General features: G+C 65.4%; 21 protein-coding genes. 9 read left to right on the plus strand and 12 right to left on the minus strand.

Annotated elements, in window-relative coordinates; all coding sequences use genetic code 11:
• Positions 1-140 precede the first annotated feature (140 nt).
• Positions 141-1118, plus strand: coding sequence for a metallophosphoesterase family protein (locus AC20117_RS12955; protein ID WP_074699380.1), 978 nt, complete (start codon positions 141-143; stop codon positions 1116-1118).
• 1 nt (position 1119) lies between these two features.
• Here the strand turns inward: AC20117_RS12955 and AC20117_RS12960 are convergent, their stop codons facing one another.
• From AC20117_RS12960 to AC20117_RS12970, 3 genes are all read right to left on the minus strand, one after another.
• A complete protein-coding gene (locus AC20117_RS12960; RefSeq protein WP_074699379.1) occupies positions 1120-1410 on the minus strand; it encodes a DUF3040 domain-containing protein in 291 nt (96 codons plus the stop codon).
• Positions 1411-1636: 226 nt separating this feature from the next.
• Positions 1637-1852 (minus strand): hypothetical protein, encoded by a 216-nt coding sequence (locus tag AC20117_RS12965; RefSeq protein WP_074699378.1) that lies wholly within the window; start codon positions 1850-1852, stop codon positions 1637-1639.
• Positions 1853-1944: 92 nt separating this feature from the next.
• Positions 1945-2940 carry an NAD-dependent epimerase/dehydratase family protein gene (locus AC20117_RS12970; RefSeq protein ID WP_074699377.1) on the minus strand — a complete coding sequence of 332 codons (996 nt, stop codon included), beginning with the start codon at positions 2938-2940 and terminating at the stop codon, positions 1945-1947.
• A 380-nt stretch (positions 2941-3320) separates the two neighbouring features.
• Between AC20117_RS12970 and AC20117_RS12975 the strand changes: the two genes are divergently transcribed.
• The gene (locus AC20117_RS12975; RefSeq protein ID WP_074699376.1) at positions 3321-4439 is read left to right on the plus strand and encodes an NAD(P)-dependent alcohol dehydrogenase; all 1119 of its coding nucleotides are present in this window, start codon (positions 3321-3323) and stop codon (positions 4437-4439) included.
• Between the two features lie 172 nt (positions 4440-4611).
• On the plus strand, positions 4612-5469 hold the full coding sequence (locus AC20117_RS12980) for a pullulanase X25 domain-containing protein (RefSeq protein WP_074699375.1): 858 nt from the start codon (positions 4612-4614) through the stop codon (positions 5467-5469).
• A gap of 71 nt (positions 5470-5540) precedes the next feature.
• Here the strand turns inward: AC20117_RS12980 and glsA are convergent, their stop codons facing one another.
• The 3 genes from glsA to AC20117_RS12995 form a co-directional block, all read right to left on the minus strand.
• Positions 5541-7355: a glutaminase A gene (gene glsA / locus AC20117_RS12985; RefSeq protein WP_074699374.1), complete on the minus strand. Its 1815-nt coding sequence runs from the start codon at positions 7353-7355 to the stop codon at positions 5541-5543.
• A 20-nt stretch (positions 7356-7375) separates the two neighbouring features.
• The gene (locus tag AC20117_RS12990; protein ID WP_074699373.1) at positions 7376-7648 is read right to left on the minus strand and encodes a DUF3040 domain-containing protein; all 273 of its coding nucleotides are present in this window, start codon (positions 7646-7648) and stop codon (positions 7376-7378) included.
• Between the two features lie 107 nt (positions 7649-7755).
• Positions 7756-8700: an NAD-dependent epimerase/dehydratase family protein gene (locus tag AC20117_RS12995; protein ID WP_074699372.1), complete on the minus strand. Its 945-nt coding sequence runs from the start codon at positions 8698-8700 to the stop codon at positions 7756-7758.
• A gap of 178 nt (positions 8701-8878) precedes the next feature.
• Here AC20117_RS12995 and AC20117_RS13000 point away from each other — a divergent pair, with 178 nt between their 5' ends.
• Positions 8879-9559, plus strand: a complete 681-nt coding sequence (locus AC20117_RS13000; protein ID WP_335643967.1) for a TetR/AcrR family transcriptional regulator — start codon at positions 8879-8881, stop codon at positions 9557-9559.
• Between the two features lie 21 nt (positions 9560-9580).
• Here the strand turns inward: AC20117_RS13000 and AC20117_RS13005 are convergent, their stop codons facing one another.
• A complete protein-coding gene (locus AC20117_RS13005; protein ID WP_074699370.1) occupies positions 9581-10309 on the minus strand; it encodes an HAD family hydrolase in 729 nt (242 codons plus the stop codon).
• Positions 10310-10527: 218 nt separating this feature from the next.
• On the opposite strand from AC20117_RS13005, the gene AC20117_RS13010 reads away from it, so the two are divergent.
• Positions 10528-11253, plus strand: coding sequence for a hypothetical protein (locus AC20117_RS13010; protein ID WP_083339563.1), 726 nt, complete (start codon positions 10528-10530; stop codon positions 11251-11253).
• A gap of 74 nt (positions 11254-11327) precedes the next feature.
• Positions 11328-11729 carry a hypothetical protein gene (locus AC20117_RS13015; protein WP_074699369.1) on the plus strand — a complete coding sequence of 134 codons (402 nt, stop codon included), beginning with the start codon at positions 11328-11330 and terminating at the stop codon, positions 11727-11729.
• An 85-nt stretch (positions 11730-11814) separates the two neighbouring features.
• Here the strand turns inward: AC20117_RS13015 and AC20117_RS13020 are convergent, their stop codons facing one another.
• From AC20117_RS13020 to AC20117_RS24335, 4 genes are all read right to left on the minus strand, one after another.
• Positions 11815-12429, minus strand: a complete 615-nt coding sequence (locus AC20117_RS13020) for a DUF305 domain-containing protein (RefSeq protein ID WP_074699368.1) — start codon at positions 12427-12429, stop codon at positions 11815-11817.
• 81 nt (positions 12430-12510) lie between these two features.
• Positions 12511-12978: a DUF6153 family protein gene (locus AC20117_RS13025; protein WP_074699367.1), complete on the minus strand. Its 468-nt coding sequence runs from the start codon at positions 12976-12978 to the stop codon at positions 12511-12513.
• A 106-nt stretch (positions 12979-13084) separates the two neighbouring features.
• Positions 13085-15229 (minus strand): copper-translocating P-type ATPase, encoded by a 2145-nt coding sequence (locus AC20117_RS13030; protein ID WP_074699366.1) that lies wholly within the window; start codon positions 15227-15229, stop codon positions 13085-13087.
• A 28-nt stretch (positions 15230-15257) separates the two neighbouring features.
• Positions 15258-15449 carry a heavy-metal-associated domain-containing protein gene (locus AC20117_RS24335; protein ID WP_236777301.1) on the minus strand — a complete coding sequence of 64 codons (192 nt, stop codon included), beginning with the start codon at positions 15447-15449 and terminating at the stop codon, positions 15258-15260.
• A gap of 486 nt (positions 15450-15935) precedes the next feature.
• Here AC20117_RS24335 and AC20117_RS13040 point away from each other — a divergent pair, with 486 nt between their 5' ends.
• The 3 genes from AC20117_RS13040 (at position 15936) to AC20117_RS23875 (ending at position 19683) form a co-directional block, all read left to right on the plus strand.
• Entirely contained in the window at positions 15936-16343 is a 408-nt protein-coding gene (locus AC20117_RS13040) for a four-helix bundle copper-binding protein (RefSeq protein WP_074699365.1), read from the plus strand.
• 181 nt (positions 16344-16524) lie between these two features.
• Entirely contained in the window at positions 16525-17874 is a 1350-nt protein-coding gene (gene nhaA / locus AC20117_RS13045; RefSeq protein WP_074699364.1) for a Na+/H+ antiporter NhaA, read from the plus strand.
• A gap of 126 nt (positions 17875-18000) precedes the next feature.
• On the plus strand, positions 18001-19683 hold the full coding sequence (locus AC20117_RS23875) for an HNH endonuclease (RefSeq protein WP_074699363.1): 1683 nt from the start codon (positions 18001-18003) through the stop codon (positions 19681-19683).
• Between the two features lie 69 nt (positions 19684-19752).
• On the opposite strand, the gene aztD is transcribed toward AC20117_RS23875, so the two are convergent.
• Positions 19753-21006: a zinc metallochaperone AztD gene (gene aztD / locus AC20117_RS13055; RefSeq protein WP_074699362.1), complete on the minus strand. Its 1254-nt coding sequence runs from the start codon at positions 21004-21006 to the stop codon at positions 19753-19755.
• Positions 21007-21136: the final 130 nt, after the last annotated feature.

The following is a 21136-nucleotide window of genomic DNA, read 5'->3' on the forward strand; positions in this document are numbered from 1 at the left end:
AATATAGCCGAGTTGCCGCTGCCGGGCGCGCCGGGTTGGAACGGCGTTGGCCTGCCGGACTCCACGCGTTCACCGTGGTGTAAACGGGTGCGTGTTTGATCGTGGTTGCAGGATCCAAACGAGGCAGACCGGGGGAGCGCGTGGAACAACCCGCTTGGCGTGAGCTGCCGGCCGCGCAAGGCAGCTTCACCTTGTTGCAGCTCACGGATACCCATCTGCGGCCGGATCCGGAGCTGCTGTTCGGGCGGATCGACACCTGGGCGCTGACTTTGGCGGCGCTCAAGGAGGCGGAGCGGTTCCGGCCGGATGCCGTCGTCGTGACCGGTGACCTAGCGGACTGCTGCAGCGAGATTTACGACGACGCCGCGCGCCTGCTGGACCATGCCGCGGCGAAACTGGGCTGCCCCGTGATCACGCTGCCCGGCAACCATGACGTGCCGGCGCGCGAGGCCGGGCTGTTCAACCGCGGCCGGGCTGCCAACGGACCGGGGCCGGGCGAGACGGTGCACTTTCTGGGCGGGCTGAGGATCATCACGCTGGATTCGGATGATCCGGGCCGCCCCGCCGGCATCCTCTCGGCGGAGCAGCTGGACTGGCTGCGGGATGAGCTGGCCACGCCGGCGCCGCAGGGAACGGTGCTGGCGCTGCACCACCCGCCGGTCGAATCGACGCTGCCGCTGCTGGCCGGCCGCGGGCTCGCCTCGCCCCAGCTGCTGCGCTCGGTGATCGCGGGGACAGATGTCCGCGGGATCCTCTGCGGGCACTACCACCACGCTCAATCCGGCTGGCTCGGCTCGGTCCCGGTCTGGGTGGGCCCTGCCGTGGCCTGCAACCCGCCGGCGCCCGGATCCGCGGATACCAGTGATTCGAGCTGGATTTCGGTGATACGGCTGGGCCCCGATTCTTTCAGGGCCGCCCCGGTGTTGGTAAGCGCTGGCATGCCGGCCGCGACGGCCAGCAACTCGTCAGCGCAGGCGTTCGGCCTGCCGCCCGGCGTCGTCGGGGTGCCCGAAGGCGCGCCGGAACTGTCCGAGCTGAAGCTGATCAACCCGGACCTGGACAAGATCGCCGCCGGCCAGGACGCCGCGGTGGAAAAGTTCAACTCACTGCTGGACTGAGCTAGTGCTGGGGGCCGTGGTGCACGTGCCCCCGGAACCAGTCCGTCCCGGAGACCAGCAGCCCGCCCGCGAAGGCGATGACGCCCACCATCGCCAGCAGCAGGGAGTTCCCGGCGATGCCGGCCAGCAGCAACAGGGCCCCGGCCAGCGCCATCAATGCCCCGGTTCCGATTCGGTGCCCGAAGACGAGGACCCCCTTGCCTGAGAGGGATTTCGCGAGCCGTGGATCATCTTCTTCCAACTGGTGCCCAAGCTTGTCCAGCCGTTGTCGTTCCTCATCGGATAATGACATTTCGCGCCTCCTCGAGACCGTGCCGACGTACTATAAATTTACCGCTGTTTGGCCGGAAACGGGCAGGACCTTGTGCCCCGAGGATGCGGATCGAGCGCAATCGTTATCGCGCCGGAGCCGGCCAAGGATAACGACGGCGGGACGTTGCCGAACCGTGACAGGTAGGCCTGCTTCACAACGCGTGCGGCGGACGATGCTTGCGCTGAATTGGCCGAGCTGTCCCGGCTTAGGGTTCGCGCGGCGGGATGACCGGTCCGGGTTCCGGGATCGGCAGCGGACCTGGGCCCGGCGGCGGCGGTTCCGGCGGGTTGTCCGGCTCGGGGCCGGGCAGTGGGATCGGGAACGGATCCGGCTCACCGGGCTCGTTCGGTTTGCCGGGCTCCCTCGGATGCGGCGAGGTGGGATCCGGATCCGGTTCCGGCGGCGGCTGTGGAATAGTCATGGCGATGCCCCTTCTGCGCGGCCTGCAGCCAGCGTACAACCGGGATCGTGCGGCCACAATGGCTCCGCCGCTGGCCTCTTATCCACCGCCCGTTACAGCGCGGCGAGAAGCTCACGCTCTTCCTGGACGGTCAGTCCAGCCTTGCGCAGGCGGTCCGCTCCGGCCGCCTGCTCCCAGGCCAGCACGTCCGCCAGCGTTTCCGGCAGGGGCCGCAGCTCCAGCCCCGCCGCCAGTGCGGCGCTGTTGTCCCGGGACGCGAAACCGGCGTACTCGGGCAGCGGCAGCCACAACGGCAGGGAGCGCTCGCCGGACCAGTAGTTGACGCCCGCATCGGCCAGCCGCTGCGGCGCGACGGAAACCACCGCACCGATGTGGCCCGCGGCCTTGCGGGCAAGCTCCAGATGCGCCGGCAGCATCATCGGCTCGCCTACCGCGTTGAACGTGCCGCTGACGTTGTGCTCTGCCGCCCGGACGAGCCAGGCCGCCAGGTCCCGGACATCGATCACCTGCGTAGCCAGCTCCGGCGCGTCGGGCACCAGCACCCTGCCGTCGGGGGCCGCCGGGCGGGCGAAGCGCAGCGGCCAGTAGCCCGTGCGGTCGGAGACATCACCAGGGCCGGCGATCAGGCCCGCCCGCGCGATGAGCGCCCTGCCGGGACCGAAACCGTCCAGCACATGCTGCTCGCAGGCAACCTTGGCTTCCCCATAGGTCTCCATCGACTCCATGACGTCCGCCTCCAAAGCCGGCAGCAGTGCGGCAGATTCATCGGCGCCGGGGACATCGTGGCCCGCGTAGACGCTGCAGGAGGAGACGAAGATGTACAGGTCCGTGCGGCTGGAGAGGGCAGCCACCGCCCGCCGCACCTGGCCGGGCTGGCGCGAGACGTCGACGACGGCGTCCCAGGACTGCCGCGCGACGGCACCGTAGGCGTCCGGCGAGTCCCGGTCGGCGCGGAGGAAGGCCGTCCCTTCCGGCACCGGCCCCGACTCGCCCCGCGCCAAAGCGGTGACATCGTGACCGCGCCGCAGCGCCGCCGTCGTAATTTGTCCGCCGAGCCATGCCGTACCGCCGAGTACCAGGATCCTCATGGCTTTATGCAACCCCCGATTGCCGCCGTATGGCGCCGGATTCACTGACGGTGAACTTGGCGTTGCCTGAGGCACAACGATTGGCGCGAAGACCAGCGGCGGGCCGTTGCTCAGGCCTGCAGTTCCGCCGGGATGCTGGTCTGGGTTTCCGAAGCCGACGGACAGGTGGCGGATTTCGTTGCCGTGCAGCTCCACGACGACGCCAGCATGCAGCTGCCGATCGCGAGGTACTTCAAGAAACTTTGGCCGCCATGACCGTGCGGGAGTGCCACGAGGGCTTGGCCGCCTGGCCCTAGCCGGACCAGTGCGGCGCGCCTAGGCTGGCCTCAGCACGATCCACGCCGGGCGGCTCCCCGGCCTGCTTACCTGAGGTGGAAACGATGACGACATCAGCCCGGGCCGCCGTCCTGCGCGGAACGCACGAGGACTTCGCGCTTGAAGAGATCAGTCTGGACGATCCGCGGCCGGACGAGGTGGTGGTGCGCGTGGTGGCCAGCGGGGTCTGCGGCACCGATCTGGGCGTGCAGGCGGGCCATATTCCGTTTCCGCTGCCCGGCGTGCTGGGGCATGAAGGGGCGGGGATCGTGGAGGCCACAGGCAGGGCCGTCACATCCGTCAAGCCGGGGGACAAGGTGCTGATGACGTTTCCCAGCTGCGGTGTGTGCCGCAACTGCCGCTCGGGGCATCCGGCGTACTGCGTGGAGTTCCTGTCCCGCAACCTGCTCGGCGGCGAACGGGCCGACGGCAGCGCGACCATCCGCCAGGGCGATGAGGTGCTGTACGGGCATTTCTTCGCCCAGTCATCGTTCTCCACCAGGGTGCTGGCCGATGAGCGCGGGCTGGGCAAGGTGGACCCGGAGGCCGACCTTTCCCTGCTGGCGCCGCTGGGCTGTGGCATCCAGACCGGGGCCGGCGCCGTGCTGAACGTGCTTCGGCCGGCACCGGGCAGCACGCTGGCGATCTTCGGCGCCGGGGCCGTGGGCCTGGCCGCCGTGATGGCCGCGGCGCTGACCGGATCGGTGCGGATCATCGTGATGGACCTGGTGGATTCCCGACTGCAGTTGGCGAAGGAGCTCGGGGCTGCCGACGTGGTCAACAGTAAGGAAACCGACGCCGGAGAGGCGCTCGCCGAGCTGACTGGCGGATCCGGGGTCACCCACGCGATTGACGCCACCGGGAACGCCGGCGTGCTTGGTGCGGCGCTCAAGGCGCTGGCCCCGCTGGGCGAGCTGGGACTGATCGGCGCGCCCGCCGCTGGAACAACCGTCGACGTCGATATTAACTACATGCTCAACGGTCGGCGGATCACCGGGATCACCGAAGGCGACTCAATGCCGCAGCTGTTCCTGCCGGCATTGGTGGAGCTGGTGCAGCAGGGCAGAATGCCGCTGGAAAAGCTGGTGACGCCATACGCCTTCGCGGACATCAACACCGCTGCGCAGGCGGCCAAGGAGGGCTCGGTCCTTAAACCCGTCCTGCACTTCCGCGACGAAAGCTGAAGCGGCGCGCCGTGTTCCGGATCCGGGCCGGACACAGGTAACATCATTGCGGATTGGGGAGAGCGGAGTCACAAACCGTTAAGTCATGAGGAATTAACCTTTAACTTATCCTTTCGGCATCACCGTCATGCCAAACTGCAAGTAAGCGATCGACGATGGGGAAAAAACCATAATGAGCACAAATCCTGCCGACCGTACTAACCTGCGGCTGAAAATTGTCCTGGACACACTGGCGGAGGCGGCTGCCTCCGGCGAGGCTGCCATGGGCGGCAGCGCAGTCCTGGCGCAGGCCATCACGCAGTTGCCCTTGAACGATGCCGAAAGCGAGCTGCTCGCCGGGGGAGTCCCGCGGGGGCACAAGTCCCTGACCACTGCCACCAGCAAGCTGGTCAAGGCCGGCTGGCTGGTCAAGAAGCGCGGCGGCTGGGTGCTGACGGACGAGGGGCTGCGCGCCGCGGCCGCTTTCCCGGATGCTGAATCCCTGACCGACGCACTGCAGAACGGCTCGCCGGTTCCGGCTGTGGCAGCGGCTGCAGCGAAGACTTCCGGATCGAAGTCCGCGGTGGCACAGGTGGAGGCAGTTAAGCAGGCGGGTGGCCGCAAGCCGCGTGCGAAGAAGGCTGTTGCCGCAGCAGCCGAACCCACAGCGCCGGCCGCAGCCGAACCGGCAGCTCCCACCGAGCCCGCAGCTCCTTCCGAGCCCGCAGTGCAGGCCGCCGTGGCTACCGCCGGGCAGCCTGCAGCCGTGGCGATCGCCGGTGACTTCAGCACCAAGCTCGGCGCACCGGAAAACTGGCAGCCGCATTTCGACGAGATCCAAATGGAACTGGACCAGACGGATTCGCTCTGGAAGCTGACCGCTGAACTGCCCGCAGGCTTCTACACCTACAAGGTCGCGCTGGACCGGTCCTGGGAAGAGAACTACGGCGCGTTCGGCGTCCGCGACGGTGCCAACCACGAGTTCCACCACGACGGCGGCGCCCTGACCTTCCACTACGACCACAAGACCAGGGACGTCAGCCGCGTCTAGCGGCATCAGATCCAGCGGATCAGACCCGCGGATCCAACTCCACTGCCCTCCGCGTGAGACTGCGGTGCGTTTCAGTCCCTGAAGCGCACCGCGGTCTCTCGCAGGTACTGGTCCTCCCGGACATAGGCATCGCGCGTGAGCGCCTTCCACAGCTCGGCGGCAAGCCGCGGGTCCTCGGCCTGGAGATCATACAGCGAGCCGGGGCTGAGCAGCATCAGCTCCACGGGACCTTCGGCTCGAATGCTCGTCTCCTGCCGGTTGCCGCTGCCCAATGCCAGTTCACCGAAGGTCATGCCGGCGGAGAGCGTTGTCAGCGTCATCCGCCGGCCGTCAGGACCCGGCACGCTGGTACTGACCCTGCCCGAGACGATGAAGTAGATACCCCCGAAGGGCTGATTACGACGGCGGATCAGGTCGCCGTCGTCGTAATTCTTAGGCTCCATCCACGCCTGCACCGCGTTGGCGTCCTCGTCGCTGAGCGGAGACAGCGCCGGGCTGTCCGTCGCGGCCACCTTGCCGGGCAGGCTTAGCTCATCGCCGTACTTGCTAATGAGCTGGTTTTCGGTCCACTCGACGGCGGCCGTCCGGGTGGCGAAGGAGGGCACCTTGCGGTCCGCCTCCTCGAAGGCCCGCGTCAAGGTTCCGTGGGTATCGATCAACGCCAGCTCGCGCCCCTCCCGGGCAAAGCCGGCGCGCACTTCCGAAAGCAGCCGCAGGGCGACGCCGGCCGCTTCGTCCACCCGGCGGACGTCCAGAATGACCAGTTCAACGTCCTTATCCAAAGTGGTCAGTTCGCGGACCATGGACTCGGTCCCGGCGAAGAGCAGATCCCCGTTGAGCTCGGTGACGCGCGCACGATGGCCGTGCTTCCGGAGGAATTCAGCCGCCTCATCGTTGCGGCGGACCGCGGAGGGAGCGGCGGAGATGTCATAACTGGAGTGGATGGCGGAACGGCCGGTGCGGGCAGCGCGGACGAAATGCAGTTCCATATCCTGCGAAATCCGTCTGGCGGCCGCGGTGCCACGGACGCTTGTCCCATGCCCGTCCAACGGCGGCGAAAATACGGCCAGCCCGATCTGCCCGGGCAGCACCGCGAGGACGCCGCCGGAGACCCCGGATTTCGCGGGCATGCCCACGGTGCTGATCCACGATCCCGTGTCGTCATACATGCCGCAGGTGGTCATGACCGAGAGGACGCGTTCGACGCTGTGGATGTCCAGCACCTGCTCGCCGCTGATCGGATTGCACCCGTTGTTGGCCAACGCAGTCGCCATGAGGGCAAGATCGCGGCAGTTGACTTTGACCGCGCAGGCACGGAAATGATCCTCCAGCGCGAGTTCCGGGTCGCCTTCAATAATGTCGAACGAGCGCAGCAGGTGGGCCAGCGCGCGGTTGCGGTGACCGTGCTTCAATTCGTTGGCGAAGACGCGGTCATCGAAGTCCAGTTCCCGGCCGGCGAAGGCGGAGAAGGTCTTGTGGATGCGCTGGAACCGGGTCTGGCCCCCGCGGCCCTTCACAAGGGACGCGGAGGTGATCGCGCCGGCATTGATCATGGCATTCGCGGGCCGGCCGCTGCCTTCGGCCAGCGAGATCTCATTGTAGGCCTCCCCGGAGGGCTCGACGTCGATCTTTTCATCCACCGTTTCCAGTCCGAGATCCGCCAGCGCCAGACCATAGGTGAAGGGTTTCGAAATGGACTGGATGGTGAACTCCTGGCGCGTGTCGCCGGCTTCGTAGATGTGGCCGTCCGCCGTGGCCAGGCAGATGCCGAAGCTGTCCGGATCCGCTCCGGAGAGGGAGCTAAGGATGCTGTCGGCCGTGCCGTCCTTGAGCCCGGACAGTTCGTCGTGGATGCGCTGCAAGTAGACCTGGATGGGGGATTCCATGGGGCCACCCTACTAGCGGTTCAGTTTCGACGGACCCAGTCCGTGGCCATCCGGAACATCCCCGCGAGCAGGGTGACCAGCCCGATGACGGACAGCACCGAGATGTTCGTCGAAATGCTGAACAGCAGGAGCACGGCGCCAACGAGCATGAGCTTGGCGCCGAAGCTCAGTTTCCAGCCGGCTCCGGGCTGGCGGCCCTTGCCAGACAGCGAGGCCGCGAGCCTGGGGTCTTCCGATTCCAGCTGCTGTTCCAGTTCGGCCAGCCGCTTTTTCTCCTCATCGGACAGGGGCATGGACGGCTCCTCAAACTGGATGATGTCAGCGCGACGACCTCCGCTCTTCGGCGGCGGACCATCAGTATACGTACTGGTTGATGTTTAGCGGCAGGTGCGGCCGGAATTCACGATTTGGCCATTTCTTGTTCATCCTGCCACCAGCGCACCGTCTCTTCCGCTGCCGCCGCGAGCGGGGCAGGAGCCAGGCCCAGCAGCGCCTGTGTGTAGGACGAGTCCATGACGAACGGCTCCTCGAACTGGTAGGACATCTCCGCCAGTTCGCGGGCATCGGCCGACAGCAGACCTGCGGCGCGTACCATCCAGCCCGGAATTGAACCTACCTTCGGCGCTGCTACTCCGGCGGCGCGGGCAAAGGCCGCCGCCATGGTCCGCTGCGTCTCCGCCGGCCCGGTGGGCGCATGCAGCACCGAGTTCCAGGCCGCCGGGTTGTTCGCGGCAGCAATCATCGCCGCGGCGAGGTCAGGCACGTACGTGAAGGAATGCGGTATGTCCGGGTTTCCCATCACCCGGATGGTCCTGCCCGCCAGGACTGCCGACACCATGCGCTCGCCGGCGTGGGCATTGAGCGCCCGCGGGCCGAAGTAATCCGAGGCCACCATGCTCACGGTCGGCGTCTCCGAGGCGGCCCGCGTCCGAAGCAACTGCGCGCGGATGCCGGGCTTGCCGGACGCTGCCTCCCGTGAACTGTGCTCCGTCATCACGTCCTGCGGCCGGTCATAGGCGTAAAGACTTTCAGGGAAAACAACGACGGCGCCGGCTCGCCCGGCTGCCTTAAGTACCGTTTGTTCCGTGGCCGGGAGCTCGCGGGCCCACGTCTTGGCGCTGTAGGCGCTGGCATGGACGCAATGGAAGACCGCGACGCCGTTTTCGAGGGCGGCTTCGAATCCGGCCGGCTGCGAGACGTCGACCTTCCGTCGTTCTATCAGCGGGTGCTCAGGCCCGCTGCCTGAGCGGGTCAGCAAACGGACCCGCTGGCCCTGCCCGGCGAGTTGCTCGGCCACGGTCCAGCCGATCGGCCCGGCGCCGGTGACGATGTGCAGATCTGACATTGTTTGTCCCATCTCTGGAGCCTTCGAGAATCCGAGAGCGGTGCTCTCTCAAGCCAGAATGCGCCGCCGTGCCAAGTCCTGTCAAGAGCGGTGCTCTCTTAGGTTGACAGCGCTCTCTCGCGGCGGCAGGGTGGAGGGCATGGCTGGTACCCCGCGGGAGCGTGCACGAGAACAAACCATGACTGAAATTATCCGGATCGCCCGGGAACACTTGGCCACCGAGGGTGCCGCAGCGCTGTCCCTGCGGGCCGTGGCGCGCGATCTTGGCGTGGTCTCCAGTGCGGTCTACCGGTACGTCAAAAACCGCGATGAGCTGCTGACCCTGCTGGTCGTGGACGCCTACAACGAGCTGGGCGACGAGGTGGATAAGGCCGTCGTGTCCGCCGGTGCGGACTACCTTGCGCAGTACAAGGCTCTGGCCAGGGCGGTTCGCGGATGGGGAATCGGCGAACCGTCCCGCTACGCGCTGCTGTTCGGCAGCCCTGTTCCGGGCTACCGTGCCCCTGCCGAACGGACCACCGGCCCCGGAACGCGGGTGGTCCGGGCGCTGGTGGACATCATCGAGTCGGCCCATCGTTCGGGGAAGATCGCGCCGGTGGAACGGGGGGAACTGGGGGAGTCGCGGGAGCAGAGCGCGCTGCAGCCGGTTCTCGCCGATGATCTGGCCCGGATCCGCTCTGAGCTGGATTTGTCTGCTCCGGAACCGGTGGTCATCCGAGGCGTGATGGTCTGGTCCGCGCTTTTCGGTGCCGTCAGCTTCGAGGTCTTCGGGCAGTACGGGGAAAACACTTTCACCGACCCGGCCGGACTGTTCGAGCAGCATCTGGACGCCCACGTGAGGTTACTCGGACTCGAGTAGCCGGGTGCCGCCGTCGTTGTTTTACGGGTTTTGGCCTGGTTTTACCGGTTGGCCTGCATTCGCGGCGCCCGAGGCCAGCTGTCCCAGGACGCTGGCCTCGAAGTCCGCCAGCAGCGCCGCTGGATCCGTATGGATTTCGATGGCGCCGGCGTCCCGCAGTTCGGCCTCGCCGGTGCCGCCGCAGGTCAGGCCGATGGTGGGGATGCCCAGTTCGCTGGCGGCCATCACATCCCAGACGGCGTCGCCGACGAAGAGCGCGTCCGCCGCCTGCAGTCCGCCCGCTTTGAGTGCCGCGACCAAGATGTCCGGCGCTGGCTTGCTCTCCTCGGCATCCGAAGAACTGGTGGTGCCGTCCACCGCCTCGTCGGCCCCGATGGCAGCGGTGAGGACGTCCAGTTCGCGCCGTTTCGACGAGGACGCCAGCACCACAGTGAGGCCGGCTCCGGAGCAGCGCTCCAGCAGGTCCTTGGCGCCGTCGAACGCCCGCAGCGCCGGCCAGTAGGTGGAGAAAACAGCACCGTGGGCGTCCTCGGCCTGGCTGTCCTGGTCCTTGTCCCGGTCCTGACCCAGCAGGTGCGCGATCAGTTTATCCGCGCCCATTCCAACCGCGCGGTGGATGCTGGCCATGGGAACATTCCGGCCCAGCTGGCGGAAAGCGTGCCACCACGAGATGGTGTGGAGGTAGTTGGAATCAACCAGCGTGCCGTCCACGTCGAACAGGACGCCGAGCTTTCGGTTGTTCTGCGGCATGGTCCTCTCCTGGGTGTCGATGCGTGAATGTGACCGAGTCCTAGCGGCAAGTCTGCCACGCCACGGCGGGTAATAGTGGTAGAGGGTTTGATCGATCAACCTTCAACCACCCAGTTTCGGCAGGTATCCTTGGTAGTCCATCCACAGCAGTAGGGGCCGCCGGTCGGCGCAGCGCCCCCGGGATCTGCCCCTCATACTTATCGGATCGAGGTACGGCTGTGTACCAGCTCAAGGACGGATCGCCGCGTTATGGCATCCGCACCGAACATCATGACCAGGCACTGCAGCAGGACGCGCTCCCGCGGGGCGGCAGCCCGGAAACGATTGCCCTTGAGGCGTCGCACCTAGGGCTGCACCACTTGGCTGCGGGTGCCGAGCACCGGCTGAACCAGTCCTGGGCAGACGAGGATGATGCGCTGCTGGTGTCGCTTCGGAACGAGAATCCGCTGGAACTTGCCGTGGCCGAGAAGATCGTCAACGAGAAGCTGGGCAGCACCAAGCAGTGGCTGCACAAAGCCCGCACCATCTACAGCCGGCGCCTCGCCCCGATCGCCGCCCGCCGGCAGACAGCCGGCATGCTGGCGAAAGCTTTGTTCCTGCGGCTGTTCCTGATCGTGTTGCTCATCGGCCCGGCCGTCCTGGCAGTCAGCTTCAATGTTCCGCTGCTCGTCCTGGTGCTCATCGGCGTGGTCTCGATCCTGGCGGCAATGTACCTCGGCGGCGTGGTGACGGAGTGGCTGCGGCTGCCGGTGCATCCTCCCGTCCGTGCAGGCTGGGTCAAGGAACTGCGGCAGGACGTGGTTGATGCCACCCTGCTGGCTGTGCTGCAGAACAAGCGGGCTGCCGTGGACCGTCAGACCGCTACGGCCGCAGCACGGGGCTGGAAACACCTCAGCTTCGTCGCGGGTCAGCTGGACCGGATGGACCAGGGCCCTACGCTCTGAGTAGTCCAGGGCCAACGGGAGATTTGTGACGGAGCCGGTCTCCCGCCGTCGTACTTTGGAATAACATCGGACGTATGCCCAGCGCTTTGGAGTCCATCGGTCTGATCACCGAAATTTTGACCTGGGTAGGGCTGGTGCCGGGGCTGCTGCTCCTGTTGGCCGGCTGGATTGTCCGGCACTCGGGCGTGAAGTGGCGCAGCGCGGACGGGGTGGTCTTCATGGATGGGGAGGGGACCGGTTTCCGCTGGTTCGACAAGCAGCATGGTTTTCTCCAGGCCAGGCTGCCCGTTGAACAAGAGCGCAGCGTGGTGCCGGGATCCGACGTGCTGATCTATTACGACGCACACCGGCCGATGACTTATCGGACCACGCCGCCGCCCGAGCGCGGCACGATACTGCTGTTGCTGGGCAAGATCCTCACCGCTGTCGGCGTTGCGGCCTTCGTTGCCGGGCTCATCGTCATGCTGATGCTCTGAGTGGTCCCAGGGACGCGGCAAAGCGGGAGTGCGCTGCCGAGCGGCGGCTCGTGCCCCCGCGTTCGGCAGCGCTAATGACGGATTGCTAGAGGGCCGCGAGAAGATTGTTCATCTTCTCAATTTCCGCTTTCTGGTCCGCCACAATGGTTTCCGCCAGGGCGACGGCATCCGGGTCTTGCCCGTTGGCGGCCTCCTCTTCGGCCATGGCAATGGCGCCCTCGTGGTGCTCGATCATCTGGGTCAGGAACAGCCGGGACGCCTCAGCGCCTTGGGCTGCTTCCAGCTCCGCCAGATCATCGGGGCTCAGCATCCCTTCCATGGCATGGTCGCCGGACATCTCCATGGGCTCGTCCCAAGTCTGTAGCCAGGCGGTCATTTTCTCGATTTCCGGTCCCTGGGCGGCCTTGATCTCTTCGGCCAACTGGGTGATCTGGGGATCGAGACCCTCCTTGGCGAGCATGATGTCGCTCATCTGCACGGCCTGCTCGTGGTGGGGGATCATCATCTGCGCGAACATCGCGTCGGCGCTGTTGTGGGTGCCGCCAGCGTCGGACGAGGCAGGGGCGGGGGAGTGGGACATGGTGCTGTGGTCCATACCCGTGAATTCTCCGGTGGTATTCGAGCCGGTGTCAGAGCCGCAGCCGGCCAGGAAGAGGGCAGCGGCGACGGCGGTTGTTGAAATTGCGGTAAAGCGTTTCATGATGGGGTTCCTTCGAAAGTGATCTCAAACTGCTGACTAGCAATTGCGCCGCCCGGCAGGGGTGCGGGCAGGCGCAGGATTCTAGGTGCGGCTGATCGAGAGCTGGACGAGTGAAGGAGGGCGAAGCGCAGGCGCGCCGGGGCCAACTGCTTTGGGTGGCGCCCGGAGGCCGTCCCAGTTTCTGGTCCGGAGCCATCCGGGGACGAACAGCAGGACGAATCCGGCCACAATCGTCATCAGCACGCAAACAACTGCCATCAGGTGGTGGTCTCCGGCGCAAGGGCCGCCGGCGCACCCATCGGCGGAAAGCATGCCCGTTGGTGTGTCAGCCGAGGGCATGGCCTTGTCGGCGGGCGCATGATGCGTGGCGGGGGCGGGAGCTGCCGGAGCCGATGTGGAGTGACCGGAGGTGGCCGGTACGGAAGCCTGGTGCGAGACATTCAGGATGTGCATCCCGATGATGCCGAAGATAATCGCGGTCAGGCCCAGGAACAATGCCAGGGTGGGTCGTAGGTGCAGAGCGAGACGGGGTGCCGCTCCGTAGCTCATCGTTCCCTGCCTTTCCCTCGGGCCGCTTCTGATGGCCGCCATCAACGGTATCGAAGGGTGCGGGCCCGGGGGAAACCGCCTAGGCCCGCACCGACCGGCCGCCTGGTTAACGAACCGCGGCCGGGTCGAGCTTGATACGGCGCAACAGCTGGGCATTCAGGGCCACGACGATGGTGGACACCGACATCAATACCGCAGCTACTGCGGGGGAGATTGCGACGCCGGCAAAGGCCAGCACGCCGGCGGCCAGGGGAACGGCGATGATGTTGTAGCCCGTGGCCCAGATGAGGTTTTGGATCATCTTGCGGTAGCTGGCCCGGGACAGATCCACCATGGACAGCACTGCCCTGGGGTCGTTGCCGGCCAGGACCACGCCGGCCGATTCCATTGCCACGTCCGTACCCGCCCCGATGGCGATGCCGACCTCGGCCCTGGCGAGGGCAGGTGAGTCGTTCACGCCATCGCCGACCATGGCCACCTTCAGGCCGCGGGACTGCAGTTCGCCGACTTTCTTGTCCTTGTCCTGCGGCAGGACCTGGGCGAAGACTTCATCAATGTTCAGCTCAGCTGCCACCGCGTCGGCGACCTGCTGCGCGTCCCCGGTGATCATGGCCACCCTGATGCCCCGCTTTTGCAGGGCGGTGATCGCCTGGCGGGATTCCTCGCGGACCTCGTCCTCCAGGCTGACGGCCCCGATAACTTGTCCATCGCGGATCACATGGAGCACGGAAGCGCCGCGTTGAACCCAGGGGCGGGTCTGTTCCCGTATTTCCCCGGGAACGTCCAGGCCTTCGGCCGCGATCAGGTTCGGTCCGCCGACCATGACGGCGGAGGCACCGACGTCGGCCTTGACTCCGCGGCCGGTCAGCGAGGCGAACCCGCTGGCGGCAGGTACGCGGAGACCGTGGTTCCGGGCTGCGGTGACGATTGCCCGGGCGGAGGGATGTTCACTGTCGGCTTCCACGGCTGCGGCCAGGGCCAGAACGTCGTCGTCGTTCATTCCTTCGATTGCTGCAATGCCGGTCAGGCCAGGCTGTCCCTTGGTCAGGGTTCCCGTTTTATCGAAGAGTACGACGTCGATAGTGCGCATCCGCTCCAGCGCCATGCGGTTCTTGATCAGCACTCCGGCGCGGGCGGCCTGCTCCGTGGAGATGGCGATTACCAGCGGGATGGCCAGGCCGAGGGCGTGCGGGCAGGCGATGACCAGGACGGTGACCGTACGGATCACGGCCTCGTCGGGGCTGCCCAGCAGTACCCAGGCGATGAAGGTGATGATGCCGGCGCCGAGGGCGAAGTAGAACAGGAACGCCGCAGCCTTGTCCGCCAGGGCCTGCGCTCTGGAGGAGGACGCCTGTGCTTCGGCGACCAGCCGCTGGATGCCGGCCAAGGCGGTGTCGGTGCCGACCGCGCCCACTCTGATGCGCACTGCACTGTCGGTTGCCACCGTTCCGGCCACCACGGTATCGCCGGGGCCACGCGGTACGGTCTTGGATTCACCCGTGATCATTGATTCGTCGAGCTCGGCCCGGCCTTCGATGATTTCGCCGTCGGCGGGCAGGCGCGCGCCGGAGCGGACCAGGACGACGTCGTTGACGGAGAGCTCGCTGATGCTGACCGTTTCCGTGCCGTGTTCGGTGATGCGTTCGGCTTCATCAGGCAGCAACTCGGCGAGTGCATCGAGGGCGCCGCGTGCCGAACCGAGGGCGCGCATTTCGATCCAATGGCCCAGCAGCATGATGACTACGAGCAGGGCCAGCTCCCACCAGAAGTCCAGGTTGAAGTTGCCGATGCCCAGCGTGGTGATCCAGGACGCGACGAAAGCGACGGTGATGGCCATCGCGATGAGCAGCATCATGCCCGGTTGCCGGCTGCGCAGTTCGGTCCAGCCGCCCTTGAGGAACGGTGTACCGCCGTAGAAGTAGATCAGCGATCCCAGAACCGGCGGGATCCAACTGGAGCCAGGGAATTCCGGAATATGGTAGCCGAGTAGGTGGGCAAACATCGGGCTGAAATAGACCACCGGAACGGACAGCGCCAGGCTGAGCCAGAACTTGTTCTTGAACATGGCCGTGCTGTGTCCGGCGTGCTGGCCATGCTGGTGGACGGCGTGTTCCTCGTCGACGGCGGAATGCGCATGGCCTTCAGGCATTGCCTGTCCATGGGTGGTGTGGTCCACGTGCTCAGCTTCGGAAACTGTGGCACGGGCGGAATGCTCGCCGGACATGTGCCGTCGGTGGTCTTCGTGGTTCATGGTCTTACTCTCCTCCAAATCCGGCCGATCAAACCGTGCCGGCGAATTTGTATCCTGCTTCAGAGACGGCAGCGCGCACAGCTTCAGGGCTGATGTTCGCGGTGCCGTAAACCGTGACGGTGGAAACGCCGTTCGGGACAAGGTCCACTGCCACGTCGGCGACGTCCTCGAGCCTGCCCAGCTTCTCGGACACGCCGGCAACACAATGTCCGCAGGTCATGCCGGTGACTTTGAACTGCGTCGACCGGTGTCCGGCGCCGGCTGTGTCTACTGCAACCGTTGGCTCTGCTGCGCTGTTTCCCTGCGGGGAACAGCAGGCGCAGCCTGATGAAGCCTGAATAAGCGGCAGATTATGGCTGGATATGCCACACATAACGATCTCCTCCATAAGGTTTCGAGATAGGCCTCTGCCAGGACTTCCATCGGGAAGGCGCGCGCTTGAGCCGTTGTGTGGACCGTTGGGGGCGTAGGGACCGCGAGGATCCGACGCTGTTTCCGGTGATCACCAAGATATACCCCCTAGGGGTATAAGTCAAAGGGTGTTTATTGCCGGGTGCTGGGCAAGCGGCAGTTGTCCCGACCGTCCCGAATCTGCCCCGTGTCGGTGTACAGCAAGGTTTCCCCGTCCAAATAGTAAGGCTACTGTTGTTTTGAGAGGCGGCGGACTGCCTGTCCGTTCCCTGGCCTATCGAAAAGGAGTAGAACAATGAGCCACATCAAGTCCATGCTTGAGACCTACCCGAAGGATTTGGGAGGAATCGACAGGCAGAAGCTGACGGACTGTATCGCGGCATGTTTCGAATGTGCGCAGACCTGTACGGCCTGCGGGGATGCCTGCCTCAGCGAGGATATGGCGGCTGAGCTGACGAAGTGCATCCGGACAAATCTCGACTGCGCGGACATCTGCGCCACGACCGGCAAGATTCTTTCCCGCCACACCGGTTATGACGCAAACGTTACCCGCGCTGTACTTGAGGCCTGTCGGGTCACATGCAAGGCCTGTGCAGATGAGTGCGAAAGCCATGCGCAGATGCACGAGCACTGCCGCGTCTGCGCCGAGGCCTGCCGGCGATGCGAGCAAGCCTGTGCCGAACTGCTGGGAGCGCTCGGCTAGCAGCGGCAAAGGGCTGTGGTGGGATCCACCTCTTCATCGGTAACGACCTATATCCCCGCGACCTATACCCATTGGTGCTGCTGTTTCGCTGCGAGAGTCTGGAGCGATAGGGTGGATTCTGGTGAGCCGGGAAGTCTGGTCGGCATGAAATTTCGTCGACCCTTCCCTTAAGGAGCCCCACATGGCCCAAAATTCCCCCGATCGTCCCCGAAAGCCGCGCGTTCTCGGCAGAGGCAGTTACGCCGAAGCCCTGCGGATCGGTGAAATCCTCCGCAAAGAGACTGTTGGCGGCGCACTGCTCGTCGCAACGGCGCTGATCGCCCTGATATGGGCGAATTCCCCGGCGTCAGAGAGCTATTTCGCCTTACGGGACTTCAAGATCGGCTACGAGCCATGGCATCTTAATCTGAGTCTCGGTGCTTGGGCGGCCGATGGATTGCTCGCGGTCTTCTTCTTCCTGGTAGGCCTGGAGCTTAAGCGTGAGTTTGTTGCCGGGGATCTGCGCGACGCCCGGAAGGCCGCAGTGCCGGTAGCGGCGGCTGTGGGCGGCGTCGTCGTGCCGGCGGTAATCTACGCAGTTGTGAACTGGGGCAGCCCGGATACTATCCGCGGATGGGCCATTCCGACAGCCACGGACATTGCCTTCGCCGTCGCGGTTCTGGCCGTCATTGGTTCCCATCTGCCTACTGCCTTACGGATCTTCCTGCTGACACTGGCGGTAGTTGACGATCTGATTGCCATCGCCATTATCGCGTTATTCTACACCAGCGATATCCACGTCGCCCCGCTGCTGCTGACGCTAATTCCGCTCGCCATTTACACCGTTCTGGCGCAGAAATACCGGCGGTTCTTCGGCCTCAAACCAGCGGCCGCGTGGCTGATCCTGCTGCCGATCGGCATTGTGGCGTGGGCGTTGCTCCACGCCTCAGGTATCCACGCAACAGTGGCAGGCGTCCTGCTCGGTTTTGCCATCCCCGTGCTGCGCGGCAAGACCAGCGGTGGGACGACGGCGGGGCCGGGACTCTCGGAGATTTTCGAACACCGTTTCCGTCCCGTCTCTGCCGGCTTCGCAGTTCCGGTCTTCGCGTTCTTCTCGGCCGGGGTGGAGATCGGCGGCTTCGAGGGACTGACAGCCTCCCTCAGCGACACGGTGGCCATCGGCATCATCGCCGGCCTGGTCCTGGGGAAACCGATCGGCATCGTGGCGACCACGTGGCTGATGAGCAAGTTCACCCGGGCGGAGTTGGATCCGTCGCTTAGGTGGATCGACTTGGTGGGGATCAGCCTGCTGGCCGGCATCGGGTTTACAGTCTCGCTGCTGGTTGCCGAACTCAGCTTCGGGCTCGGCACAGTGGCGAACGACCATGGCAAGGTGGCCATCCTCATTGCCTCGCTGCTGGCGGCGCTGCTGGCGACGGTTGTCCTGCGCGCACGCAACCGGCACTACCGCAGGATCGAAGCAGAGGAAAAGATCGACGCCGACCACGACGGCATTCCTGATGTTTACCAGCGGGAACCTGATGCGTCGTAGGCCCTAACCGCTGGCCCCCTAAGCCCCGATTGCACGATCGTCTTCTGTTTCTACAGAGCGGCGGAAGATATCCACACGCCTTGCCCTCTATTGTGTCCTCCATCACTCCACGATAGAATCGAAAGTATGTTCGAGTCAATCGTTCCAGCAGAGATGGATCCGGTGAAGGCGGTTCCCGGTGATCCGGGTGCTGCCCTGGTCCGCTCAATGATCCTGGAGCTGGCGGACATGGACCCCGACGTCTCCGAAGGCGTACGGATCGACCGGATCGCCGCCCTGGAAGAACTCAAGGCCGCCTCGGCTGCGGGGCAGGCCCGGGAGACCGAGGCGTTTGTGGCTTCCCGGCGGGAGGCCCGGGCGGCGGCCGGGGTTCCGGTGGAGCGGCGGGGCCGGGGCCTGGCGAAGGAGATCGGGCTGGCCAGGAAGGATTCGCCGAACCGGGGCGGTAAGCATCTGGGGATGGCGACCACGCTGATCAGGGAGATGCCGTACGCCTATAGGGCGTTGGCGGAGGGCCGGCTGAATGAGTGGCGGGCGACGATCCTGGTCCGCGAGACCGCGTGCCTGAGCGTGGAAGACCGCGCCAAGGTTGACCGGGAGTTGTGTGCTGATCCGAAGACGCTGCAAGGGTGCGGGGATAAACAGATCGGGGCGATGGCGAAGCAGGCCGCGTTGCGGCTGGATCCGTTGTCGGTGGTCCGGCGGGCCGCGAAAGCCGAAAACGAGCGCCATGTCTCCTGCCGTCCGGCGCCGGACACCATGGCCCAGGTGAGCTGCCTGGTGCCGGTGACACAGGGCGTGGCCGTGCTCGCGGCCCTGACCAGGGAAGCCGACCGGTTGAAGGCGCAGGGCGACGAACGCTCCCGGGGACAGCTGATGGCCGACATCTTCGTCGAACGCGTCACCGGCCAACCGGCCGAGAACCCGGCAAAAATCGAGGTCCAGCTGGTCATGACCGACCGCACCCTGTTCCAGGGCGATTCCGAACCGGCGCACCTGGCCGGGTACGGCATCGTCCCCGCCCAATGGGCCCGCGACCTGCTCCGCACCGAAGACACCGACACCGACAACGTGAACGGCAGCGCCGGCACGGACACCATCGACGCCGGCAACCCGGTAAATGGTGCTGCCAAGGACGACGGCGGTGCTGGCACAGCCTATCCCGGCACTGGGGACGGCGCTACGGCATCCGGTCCGCCAGGAACTGGCGAACCGGAACCGGTCATCGATACTGCTGCCGGTAACGGAGATACCGGCGACAGCGACGCCGGCATTACAGGAGAAGCCGGCACGGCGACCGGGCCTCCCGGTCCGAAGCGAAGAGCCCCCGGCGATGCAGGTGATGCGACGGAGGTGGAAGTGTGGGTCCGCCGGCTGTACACGGCGCCGGGCACCGGGCAGCTGCTCGGAATGGATTCGCGGGCAAGGTTGATGCCCGCCGGGATGCAGCGGATGATCCAGGCCAGGGACCAGCTCTGCCGCACACCCTGGTGCGACGCGCCGATCCGCCACCACGACCACGTCGTGCCCTGGCGCAACGCCGGGGAGACCACCGAGATCAATGGGCAAGGTTTGTGTGAAGCGTGTAACCTCGCGAAAGAAGCCGACGGCTGGCACGCCCAAACAGTCCCCGGACCGCGGCACACGGTGGAAACGACCACCCCGACCGGACACACCTATCTATCTACCGCACCGGCACTGCCCGGCACACCACCGGCAACCGAACAACCGGACGAGACGCCGGACCCGGTGTCAATCTTCGAACAGGCACTCGGCCGCATCGACTTCCTCTACTACCGTGCAGCCTGATGGTTGCGGACGTCAGGAGCTAACCAGGTGAAGGTATTCGGCCTGACGCTTTCTACGTGCGGAACGGCATCATTCGCCGGCGCCAGTCAACTCATTCGGAACATACGGTAGCTTTGCGCTCTCAATCACGTCGCCGGATTCCAGATCGACTGCGTGGATGGACGAGCTGCCCGGCTCTGTCACATACGCGGTATGGCCCTGGACGGCCAAAGTGGGTCGCGGCTGCTGCCATTCCACAGGCTCCTCCCATTCGTCGATCACAGGGATGCGGGCGGTGACGACTCCGCTATCGGGATCGATCACGTGGAGTGACCCATCCGTCCCTAGCACCAAAGCTTCGCCGTGCGGACCCCGGCCAAGCGATCTGAAGGAGTAGCTCGTGCCCAGTTCAACCAGATCAAGGGTGTTGTTACTCGTATCGATCAGGGCGATCCGCTCGGGCCGTTCCAGTTCAGCGTCCGGGTCCGTTTTATAATCCGCAAGTACAACGGCAGACTCCTCCGAGCCCTTCTGATTCCCCATCCGGCCATAGTTGTCCGGGCTGTCCACCTTGCTGATCTTGCCGTCCCGGTAGACCAAGGCCCCGTTTTCGCACCCAACGGTGACCGCTTCATCTGCCGCCGTTGCCTCACCGTGCACACCGGGGCACTGCTCGTTACGCGTGATCTCGCGGCGGTCCTGATCCAGCAGCGCAAGCCCCGAGCCGGAAGTGCTGTTGCCGATAGTCAGCAACATGCTGCCGTTTTTCAGTTCGACGGCGACACCGTGGTGAGCTTCGGCAGCGGTGTAGATGTCGGTTTCAGGTTGTCCGTCGGCAAGCTGGGCAGAGTCGAAGGATTCGATGACTCCCGAGCCATCGCTGAACAGGACCGTCCGTCCGGCATGGCTGACCACATGGCCCGGTTCGTCTGCTTCGAACTGGATGTTCGTCAGTGAGGGTGTTGTGGCGTAATGGTGTGCATGGTCGCCGTGGGCTTCGCTCCAGCTGCCGCTGTCCAGGACTTTGAAGGCGCTGCCGGTCGAGATGATGACGTGCCGACCGTCACCGGCTGGGCTGAGCCGGTTGAAGCCGTCCAGCTTCACGGTTTCCAGCAGTTGAAGGCTTGCGCCGTCGAGAACCATGACGCCGCCGTCGTACGTCACGGTCAACCGCGGTGCGGCCTCGCCCAGTTCGACGACGTCGAACTTCGCGATGGGGTCGGCGGCAGGTGAGCCTGCGGGCTCAGGTCCTGCGGCGGCTGCTCCGCAGGAGGTCAGGAGAGTGAAGGCAAGAGGTGCCGTGAGCCAGATGAGCCTGCGCGAAGGCGCTGTGGGTGAGTGCATGAATTGACGCTAACATTAAATGAGAATCGTTTGCATTAGTGACGCCCGCACGCTTGTTTTGGGGCTCCAGATAGAAAGTGCTGCACGAGGTCTAACGTTTCAGCAGATTTCGCCGCATAATGTCGTTGGG

Source organism: Arthrobacter crystallopoietes (assembly GCF_002849715.1).
In the GTDB taxonomy this organism is placed as follows: domain Bacteria; phylum Actinomycetota; class Actinomycetes; order Actinomycetales; family Micrococcaceae; genus Crystallibacter; species Crystallibacter crystallopoietes.

Excerpts from the sequence above, each read along its gene's own strand:
- AC20117_RS13020 (WP_074699368.1), bottom strand. The coding sequence starts at position 12,429 with ATGAAACGCTTTACCGCAATTTCAACAACCGCCGTCGCCGCTGCCCTC.
- AC20117_RS12980 (WP_074699375.1), top strand. The coding sequence starts at position 4,612 with ATGAGCACAAATCCTGCCGACCGTACTAACCTGCGGCTGAAAATTGTC.
- AC20117_RS12960 (WP_074699379.1), bottom strand. The coding sequence starts at position 1,410 with ATGTCATTATCCGATGAGGAACGACAACGGCTGGACAAGCTTGGGCAC.
- AC20117_RS13025 (WP_074699367.1), bottom strand. The coding sequence starts at position 12,978 with ATGAGCTACGGAGCGGCACCCCGTCTCGCTCTGCACCTACGACCCACC.
- AC20117_RS13005 (WP_074699370.1), bottom strand. The coding sequence starts at position 10,309 with ATGCCGCAGAACAACCGAAAGCTCGGCGTCCTGTTCGACGTGGACGGC.
- AC20117_RS13015 (WP_074699369.1), top strand. The coding sequence starts at position 11,328 with ATGCCCAGCGCTTTGGAGTCCATCGGTCTGATCACCGAAATTTTGACC.
- nhaA (WP_074699364.1), top strand. The coding sequence starts at position 16,525 with ATGGCCCAAAATTCCCCCGATCGTCCCCGAAAGCCGCGCGTTCTCGGC.
- AC20117_RS12995 (WP_074699372.1), bottom strand. The coding sequence starts at position 8,700 with ATGTCAGATCTGCACATCGTCACCGGCGCCGGGCCGATCGGCTGGACC.
- AC20117_RS23875 (WP_074699363.1), top strand. The coding sequence starts at position 18,001 with ATGTTCGAGTCAATCGTTCCAGCAGAGATGGATCCGGTGAAGGCGGTT.
- AC20117_RS12990 (WP_074699373.1), bottom strand. The coding sequence starts at position 7,648 with ATGCCCCTGTCCGATGAGGAGAAAAAGCGGCTGGCCGAACTGGAACAG.
- AC20117_RS12970 (WP_074699377.1), bottom strand. The coding sequence starts at position 2,940 with ATGAGGATCCTGGTACTCGGCGGTACGGCATGGCTCGGCGGACAAATT.
- AC20117_RS13040 (WP_074699365.1), top strand. The coding sequence starts at position 15,936 with ATGAGCCACATCAAGTCCATGCTTGAGACCTACCCGAAGGATTTGGGA.
- glsA (WP_074699374.1), bottom strand. The coding sequence starts at position 7,355 with ATGGAATCCCCCATCCAGGTCTACTTGCAGCGCATCCACGACGAACTG.
- AC20117_RS12975 (WP_074699376.1), top strand. The coding sequence starts at position 3,321 with ATGACGACATCAGCCCGGGCCGCCGTCCTGCGCGGAACGCACGAGGAC.
- aztD (WP_074699362.1), bottom strand. The coding sequence starts at position 21,006 with ATGCACTCACCCACAGCGCCTTCGCGCAGGCTCATCTGGCTCACGGCA.
- AC20117_RS13000 (WP_335643967.1), top strand. The coding sequence starts at position 8,879 with ATGACTGAAATTATCCGGATCGCCCGGGAACACTTGGCCACCGAGGGT.
- AC20117_RS13030 (WP_074699366.1), bottom strand. The coding sequence starts at position 15,229 with ATGAACCACGAAGACCACCGACGGCACATGTCCGGCGAGCATTCCGCC.
- AC20117_RS24335 (WP_236777301.1), bottom strand. The coding sequence starts at position 15,449 with ATGACCTGCGGACATTGTGTTGCCGGCGTGTCCGAGAAGCTGGGCAGG.
- AC20117_RS12965 (WP_074699378.1), bottom strand. The coding sequence starts at position 1,852 with ATGACTATTCCACAGCCGCCGCCGGAACCGGATCCGGATCCCACCTCG.